Origin of the sequence: Olsenella uli, assembly GCF_016900775.1 — a bacterium.
Classification (GTDB): Bacteria; Actinomycetota; Coriobacteriia; order Coriobacteriales; family Atopobiaceae; genus Thermophilibacter; species Thermophilibacter uli_A.
The window spans coordinates 134,724-142,893 of sequence record NZ_JACJKN010000005.1; the positions used below are offsets into that span (position 1 = coordinate 134,724).

Annotated in this window: 8 protein-coding genes; all 8 read right to left on the reverse strand. The window is 68.3% G+C overall.

Annotation, left to right across the window (positions count from 1 at the left end; all coding sequences use genetic code 11):
• Positions 1-20: 20 nt before the first annotated feature.
• Entirely contained in the window at positions 21-1,097 is a 1,077-nt protein-coding gene (locus H6A23_RS04970; protein ID WP_204831085.1) for a hypothetical protein, read from the reverse strand.
• Between the two features lie 573 nt (positions 1,098-1,670).
• Positions 1,671-2,378 carry an ABC transporter ATP-binding protein gene (locus H6A23_RS04975; RefSeq protein ID WP_204831086.1) on the reverse strand — a complete coding sequence of 236 codons (708 nt, stop codon included), beginning with the start codon at positions 2,376-2,378 and terminating at the stop codon, positions 1,671-1,673.
• Positions 2,379-3,233, reverse strand: a complete 855-nt coding sequence (locus tag H6A23_RS04980) for an ABC transporter ATP-binding protein (protein WP_204831087.1) — start codon at positions 3,231-3,233, stop codon at positions 2,379-2,381.
• Positions 3,220-4,371, reverse strand: a complete 1,152-nt coding sequence (locus tag H6A23_RS04985; RefSeq protein ID WP_286165810.1) for a branched-chain amino acid ABC transporter permease — start codon at positions 4,369-4,371, stop codon at positions 3,220-3,222. Before H6A23_RS04985 ends, H6A23_RS04980 begins: the two co-directional genes overlap by 14 nt.
• 27 nt (positions 4,372-4,398) lie before the next feature.
• Positions 4,399-5,271: a branched-chain amino acid ABC transporter permease gene (locus tag H6A23_RS04990; RefSeq protein WP_204831099.1), complete on the reverse strand. Its 873-nt coding sequence runs from the start codon at positions 5,269-5,271 to the stop codon at positions 4,399-4,401.
• A 136-nt stretch (positions 5,272-5,407) separates the two neighbouring features.
• Positions 5,408-6,607 (reverse strand): ABC transporter substrate-binding protein, encoded by a 1,200-nt coding sequence (locus H6A23_RS04995; RefSeq protein ID WP_204831089.1) that lies wholly within the window; start codon positions 6,605-6,607, stop codon positions 5,408-5,410.
• 204 nt (positions 6,608-6,811) lie between these two features.
• On the reverse strand, positions 6,812-7,276 hold the full coding sequence (locus tag H6A23_RS05000) for a VanZ family protein (protein WP_204831090.1): 465 nt from the start codon (positions 7,274-7,276) through the stop codon (positions 6,812-6,814).
• A partial coding sequence (locus tag H6A23_RS05005; RefSeq protein ID WP_353653017.1) for a hypothetical protein occupies positions 7,276-8,170 on the reverse strand: 895 nt, incomplete at its 5' end. The genes H6A23_RS05000 and H6A23_RS05005, both read right to left, overlap by 1 nt.

The following is an 8,170-nucleotide window of genomic DNA, read 5'->3' on the forward strand; positions in this document are numbered from 1 at the left end:
ACAGCCCCATGCCCTGGGGCTCAGGCCTCGCCCTCAAGGTCGGCGAGCAGCTTGTTCCTAAAGCGGAGCTGCCGCGTCCGAAGCGCGACGTCCGGCGGTCGCCAGCGCACGCCCAGCCCGAGCGCGAGCGACTTGGCGACCTCCTCGACGAGGTCCTGCCTCGACAGCATTGCTCGGTTCATCTGCACGACGCGTCTGCCGTCCGCCCCGAGAACGTTGCCCTTGCGCAGGTCATACATGGCGCGCGTCCTCAGCTTGTGCTGCGAGCCCTGATACTCGAACACGGTGTCGCGCCCCGGCCACCCGATGTCGCACACGAACGAGTCAAGCCCAAAGAGCCGCGCGGAGGCGGAGCTCAGCCGGACGACCTCGTTGAGCCGGCCCGCGGGGAGCCCAAACCCGCCCATTCGCCGCCGACCGAAGAGGACCATGGAGACGACCGCCTCCTCCGGCGACGCGGCTCCGTCAAGGACGCGGCCCACGGCCTTGCGCGCCTGCGCCATCCCGGGAGGAAGCCCCTCCCTGCGCTCCTTCCGCAGGCGCTCGAGCCGGTCAAGGTAGGAGCCGATCGCAGACGTGGACGTGCACGCCGGGCAGTTGACGAAGCCGCTCCCATCGTTGTCGCGCGCATAGTACCCGCAGAGCTCGTGACCGTAGACGACGAGCTCGTCGTCATCGAGAACTCGCGCCATCTGGAGAAAGGCAAGCTCTGGGGAGGGAACCATCAGCCCCTCGACGTCAGCCGCCATGCGAAACGACCCGATGGGATAGCTCCCCGTCATGAGATGCGGGACGGACCCGCGGGCAACGTGCCTGCCCGCCTGCCGAGAGACGCAGACGTGAACGCGGGGCCCGAACTCCGGGACGCGCACGAGAAGGTCGGCCACCCTTGGCGCCCGCACGCGCGCGGGGACGGAGGTCGCCCTCGTCCTCGAGGGCGCCGAGGCCAGGTCTATGCCCCTGCCCTCGTCAAAGAGGATGCGCACGAGCAGGGGCGGACGACCGTCGAGGGGAGCGTTGTCACGGGCCACCGCACGGCCGACCCTCCTCCAGTAGTCCCGCGCGCTCTCGAACCCTATGCAGATGCGTTCTTCCATCCCGTCCCCTCCCTCAGGTGTTCGGAGCGTACCCCCATGGCGCCACGCTCGCCGAGGGGGCGTCCCGTCAGCATTCGGTACGCTGCGGGGAAGCTGGAAAACGCCTGATGAGAAGGGGTAGATTTGAGATTGGGGGGACGATTTGCCGCTGTTGGTGCGCCATGCGGCCCGAGCTTCACACAATCCGCACGACTCACGCCGCAGGGCGCTTCGAGAGGTCCCGCGGACGATGCGCCAAGAAGTGAGGACAATTGGGTATTTGACCTTTCCCGCGCCATGAGAGGTCCTTCTCGCCACTCAAACACGTGACCGTTGGGTGGCATCTTTTATGTCAGGAGGAGCGTCAGCCGAGCCCATCCGCCCAAAAGCCCAAAATCGCCAAGGCCATGCAGCGATTGGGTGGCAACCTTGATGCAAGAGCGCGCGAAGCATCAAGGTTGCCACCCAATCGCAGGTAGTTTATGCGGCAGGGGCGAGAAGAACCCGCGGCACGAAAAGGCGGCGGACCCGGGAGGGTGGTCCGCCGCCTGGGACGAGGGCGGCAACGCTCTGCCGCCCAGGTACGCGAGGTTGTCAGCCGCCGAGGTAGGCCTTTCGGACGTCGTCGTCCACGAGGAGCTCGGCGCCGGTGCCCGTCTTCTTGATCGTGCCTATCTCCAGGACGTAGGCGCGGTCGGCGATCTTGAGCGCCATGTTGGCGTTCTGCTCCACGAGCAGAATCGTGGTCCCGGCCTCGTTCAGCTGCTTCACGATCTCGAAGATCTCCTGCACGAGGATCGGCGCGAGGCCCATCGAGGGCTCGTCGAGCATGAGCAGGCGGGGCCTGCTCATGAGGGCGCGCCCCATGGCGAGCATCTGCTGCTCGCCGCCGGAGAGGGTGCCCGCCACCTGGCCGCGGCGCTCCTTCAGGCGCGGGAAGTGCGCGTAGACCTTCTCGAGCGTCTCGCGGTTCTCGGCGTCCGAGCGCGTGTAGCCGCCCATCTCCAGGTTCTCAGCAACGGTCATCTGCGTGAAGACGCGCCGGCCCTCGGGGCAGAGGGCAAGCCCGCGCTCCACGATCTTGTGGGCGCGCAGGCCCACGAGCGAGGAGCCCTCAAAGTCCACGGAGCCCGAGTCGGGCTTGATGAGGCCCGCCACGGTGTTGAGCGTGGTGGACTTGCCGGCCCCGTTGGCGCCGATGAGGGTCACGATCTCGCCCTCGTTGATGTCGAAGGAGATGCCGCGGACCGCCTTGATCGCGCCGTAGGAGACGTGCAGGTCCTTGACGGAGAGAAGAGCCATCTACTTCACCTCCTGCTTGCCGAGATAGGCCTCGATGACGCGCGGGTCGTTCTGGATCTGCTCGGGGGTGCCCTTGGCGATGATCTTGCCGTAGTCGAGCACGCCCACGACCTCGCACACGCCCATGACGAGGCTCATGTCATGCTCGATCAGGAGGATGGCGATCTGGAACTCGTCGCGGATCTTGAGGATGTTCTCCATCAGCTCCTCGGTCTCGGCGGGGTTCATGCCCGCCGCCGGCTCGTCGAGCAGCAGCACCTTGGGGCCGGTCGCCAGCGCGCGCAGGATCTCAAGGCGGCGCTGGGCGCCGTACGGGAGGTTGCCCGCCTGGGTGCCGGCGTACCTGCGCATGTCGAAGATGTCGAGCAGCTCGAGCGCCTTCTCGCGGTACTCGGCCTCCTGGCGCCAGTGGCCCGGCAGGCGGAGCATGTCCGTGATGAGGTTCGTCCTCATGGCGTTGCCATAGCCCACGAGCACGTTCTCGAGCACGCTCATCTGCGAGAAGAGCCTGATGTTCTGGAAGGTGCGGGCAACGCCCATGCGGTTGACCTCGGCCACGGACTTGCTCGCGGTGTCGTAGCCGTCAACGAGGACGGTGCCGCGCGTGGGCTTGTAGACGCTCGTGAGCAGGTTGAAGATCGTGGTCTTGCCGGCGCCGTTGGGGCCGATGAGGCCGGAGATCTCCGTGCGGCCCATGGCGATGTTGAAGTCGTCCACGGCGGTGAGGCCACCGAAGTCGATCCCCAGGTGCTCGGCCTGGAGCACCGGCATGGTGCCGAGGTCGCGCTCGGGGATGAGGTTGGGCGTCTCCACCTGCACGAGGACGGGGCGGTGCCTCTTCTTATCGCTCGGCATCGGCGCTCACCTCCTTTCCGTCGGCGGCGTCCGCGGGCGCGGCCTTCTTCCTCCACGGGAAGTCGCGGTTCATGACGCGCTCGATCACGTGGGAGAGCGAGAAGTCATAGGAGCCGAGCAGGCCCTGCGGGCGAAAGATCATCACGAGGACGAGCACCACGGCATAGGCGATCATGCGGTACTCGGAGAAGGCGCGCAGCGCCTCGGGCAGAATCGTGAGCACGGTGGCGGAGAGTGCGGAGCCCAGCATGGAGCCCATGCCGCCGAGCACCACCATGACGAGGATCTCGATGGACTTCATGAAGCCGAAGTAGGCCGGCTGCAGGACGCCCACACACCCGGCGTAGAGGCCGCCCGCCACGCCCGCGAAGAACGCGGACACCACGAAGGCGAGGGTCTTGTAGTAGGTGGTGTTGACGCCCGTGGCCTCGGCCGCGATCTCGTTGTCGCGGATCGCGAGGATCGCCCGGCCGTGGCGCGACTTCATCATCGTGTGGATGAGGAAGCACACCACCGCCACGCAACCAAAGACGAGCAGGAAGCTCGAGTAGCCCGGGATGCCGGTGAAGCCGGCCGCGCCGCCCGTGAGCTCGAAGCCGAGCACGCTGTCGATGTTGAGCATCACCACGCGGATGATCTCGGCGAAGGCGAGCGTGATGATGGCGAGGTAGTCGCCCTTGAGGCGCAGGGCGGGTATGCCGATGATGATGCCGGCCACCGCGGCGCACAGGCCCCCCACCACAAGGCCGCCCAGCGCCACGGCCACCGCGACGGGAGAGCCCGTGGCGAAGTCGCGCACGGCGATGCCGAGCACGTCGGCCATGCGCGTGACGAAGATCGCGCACCCGTACGCGCCGACCGACATGAAGCCGGCGTGCCCGAGCGGGAGCTGCCCCAGGTAGCCCGTGGCGATGTTGAGCGAGACGGCGAGGATGATGTAGATGCCCACCTGCTCGACCACCGTCGACTGGTAGCGGTTGATGGCGCCCCCGCTGATCAGGAGCTCGCCCACGACGAGAAGAACGAGCACGAGCGCGGCGTTGATGGCGTAGCGGACGGGCATGGGCAGGCTGCGGCGCGCGCCCGGCGCGGCCGGGGCGGGTCCCCCGGCCGAGATGATGGGCCGCCTCTCGGCCATGGCCTCTTCCTTCATTGCGCGCACCCCCTAGACCTTCTCGTTCATCGTCCGGCCGAAGATGCCGGTCGGACGGACCACGAGGACGACGATGAGCAGCAGGAACACCACGGCGTCCTTCCAGACGGAGAGTCCCGCGAAGGTGACGAGCATCTCGGCGAAGCCCACGAGCAGGCCGCCCACCACGGCGCCCGGGATGGAGCCGATGCCGCCCAGCACGGCAGCCACGAAGGCCTTGGTGCCGAGCATCATGCCCATCGTGGGCGAGGCCTGGGCGTATGCCATGCAGTAGAGCACGGCGCCGATGCCGGCGAGGGCCGAACCCACGGCAAAGGTGAACGAGATCGTGGAGTTGACGTTGATGCCCATGAGCCGGGCCGCGCCCATGTCCTCGGAGACCGCGCGCATGGCCTTGCCGAGCTTGGTCTTCTGCACCACGAGGGTGAGGATGACCGTCGCGACGGCGGTCACGAGGACCGTCACCACGGCGGCGAAGGAGAGCGAGAGGTCGCCGAGGTGGAGGGTCTGGACCGAGGTGAACGACGGGACCACCTTGGCGTCGGCCCCAAAGACGAGCTGCGAGCCGTTCTCGAGGAAGTAGGACACGCCGATGGCGGTGATGAGGATCGAGAGGCGGGGGGCGTTTCTCAGCGGTGCGTAGGCGACCTTGTCGATAAGGACTCCCACGAGCACGCATCCCGCGACGGACAGGATGATGGCGAGCACGGGGCTCAGCCCGAGCTGCGCCATGACGACCCAGGAGATGTACGCGCCGACCATGATGATGTCGCCGTGCGCGAAGTTGAGCAGCAGGATGATGCCGTACACCATCGTGTAGCCCAGCGCGACGAGCGCGTAGATGCTGCCGAGCTGCAGGCCGTTGAGCAGCTGTGACAGGAACATGTCCACGTCCGGGCACTTCCTCTCATGAAGACGGGCGGGGCGGCGCCCCGCGGGCCAGCAGATGCCGATAAGAACCATGAAAGGGGCACCGGGCGCGGACGGCCCGATGCCCCGGGACGATCGGTGGGGCTATCCCCTACACCCCGACGGTCTCGAAGATCTCCTCGGAGCCGTCCTCGGCGAAGGTGATGATGAGGGAGGACTTGACGGGGTCGCCGGTGCCCTCGTAGGAGATGGAGCCGGTCACGCCCTGGACGGTGCCCGACGCGATGCCGTCGATGACGGCCTGGAGGTACTCGTCGGTCCCGGCCTCGAGCCCGGCCTCCTCGGCGGCCTTGATGCCGTTGGCGAGGACCATGGCGGCGTCGTAGCCGAGCGCGCAGAAGTTCGTGGGGGCCTCGCCGTAGGCCTCCTGGTAGGCGGAGATGAACTCCTGGACGGACTCGCCGCTGTTGGAGCCCGTGAAGGCGCAGCAGTAGTAGCAGTCGTGCAGGTCGGCCGCGGCGGCGTAGTTCTCGGAGCCGCCGAAGATGCCGGACCAGCCGTCGGCGCCGAGGAAGACCTTGTCATAGCCCTGCTGGCGGGCCTGGGTCACGATCTTGCCGTCGTCCTGGTAGTAGTTGGGGACGAGGATGGCGTCGGGGTTGGTGCCCATGATGTTGGTGATCTGGGTGTTGAAGTCCACGTCGCCGTCCGAGTAGGACTGCTGCGTGGTGATGGTGATGCCCTTGGCCTGGCACTCCTCGCAGAAGGCGTTGTTCACGCCCTCGGAGTAGTCGTCGCCGGAGAGGTAGAGCGTGGCGATGCTCTTGTAGCCCTGCTCCTCGGCGAAGGCGGCCATGACGCGGCCCTGCTCCGGGTCGGTCACGCAGGCGCGGAAGAAGTTGCTGCCGTAGGTGACCACGTCGGCCGCCGTGGCGGACGGGGTCACGCAGGGCATGTTGTCGTTGACGGAGGCCTGCGCCACGGCGACGGTCGGGATGGTGGTGACGTCGCCGACGATGCCCACCACGCCGTCCTGGACGAGCTTGTTGTAGGCGTTGACGGCCTCGGTGGCGTCGCCCTTCTCGTCCTCCACGAGGTACTCGACGGTCTTGCCGTTGATGCCGCCGTCGGCGTTGAGCTGGTCGAAGTAGAGCTGAGCGCCGTTTTTGCACGCGAGGCCATAGGACGAGACGTCACCCGTGTGCGGGCCGAGGATGCCCACCTTAATGCTCGACGCGCCGTCGCCGGAGGCGTCGCCGCCGCCGTTGCCGCCGCAGGCGGCAAGGCCGAGGGCCGCGAACACCGCCGCGGAGCCGCCGAGGAACTGCCGCCTGGAAATGTTCTCAAACATGTCTTTCTCCTCCCGTCGCTTCTTGCGTAAAGCGTGCAGCTACCGTACGCCCGCGCCCGGACGCACATAAGCGATGTGGAGGATTTGTTAACCGAGCTGTGATGCTGCTAACAGCGCCGAAACAATCGCCGCGCCTTCCTGACGAACTCCCCCGGGGCCTTTGTCATGCTGACAAGGGTCCCGGGGGAGTCTGTCGGGTCGCCGTCAGCGTCGGCCCGAGGCGAGGCGGGAGACGCCCCAGGAGAGCAGGGCGCCCGCAAGAAGCCCGGCGAGGTCGATGCAGACGTCAACGGGGCTCCCGGAGCGGCCGGGGACGAGAAGCTGGATCGACTCGTCTATCACGGGCACGAGGGCGGCGAGGTAGCCGGCGGGCAGCGCGGGCGCGCCGGAACCCCGCCAGCGCGCGGCGAGAAGCCCGCGGACGAGGACGCCGAGGACCGCGTACTCGGAGAAGTGCGCGCACTTGCGCACGACGAGCGACATGCCGTCCGCGTCCGTCACCCCGACGGCCTCGAAGAGCGGCCGCAGCAGGCCCACGACCGCCCCGCTCTCGAGCGATGACTGCGGCCCCTGGACGAGCGAGTGCCCCCAGATGAAGGCGACCCATACGACGAGCGCGACGGCCCACCTGACGAGGGGCCGCCGCGCCGAGTCGCCCCGTGCCCCCATCACGCCTCCGCCGCGTCAGTGGACGCGAAGTGGCGCGGCGCGTGCGCCGGCCGCTCGGGCGACGGCGAGCCCGCGAGGTGCGCCGAGCGCTGCGTCCCGCCCTCCAGCACGCGCAGGAACCGGCGCGAGCTGCGGCGAACGGCCCGGGAGGAGTTCTTGGAGAACTCGTCCTTGATGAGGTAGTCCACGTAGGTCTCCGTGTCCACGACCTCGGGGTGGCCCGCCGGCGGGCGGAAGGGGATGAACGCCGTGTCGGGCTCGAGGTTGTCGGGCTCGTCGAGCGTGTCGGACCCGCCCACGGCATCGATGAACTCGATGGGGTCGCGTCGCGGGAGCTCGGCGGAGACCAGCTCGTCGAGCGAGCGCAGCGCCGCGGCCCAGTCGTCGTCCTCGGTGAGCTCCTCGACCGAGCGGCGCTCGGGGTACGCGCCCTCGTCGACGAAGGCCACGCGTCCGGAGATGCCCTTCCGGGAGGCCCCGGCGCGCAGAAGCGAGGCGTTGGGGTCGAAGGAGAGGCCCGCCTCAAGCTTGCGGTCCATCCCGGTGAAGTCGGCAGGGATGGCAAGGGGGTCGTCGGGGGCGATCGAGAAGGACGAGGGGATGGCGTCCGCGCCGACGGAGGCCGTCCACCAGCTCGTCCCCACGTCGCCGACCGTGCCGTCCGCTCGCTCGATGACGGGGACGCCGGCCATCCTGCCCGCGTCCATGCGCGCCCTGAGCGTCGCCGCGACGCCCTCCGCGCGGCGCGCCATGCGCTCGCGGAAGGTGAGGCGGCTGACGTAGTTCTCGGCGACGTCCTCGTAGTCGCGAGCGGCGTGGCTCGGGCCGCGACGCCCCAGGCCCGGCTCGGCGGCGGGCGCGGCGGGGGCCGGCGCCTGTCTCTTATACACATCT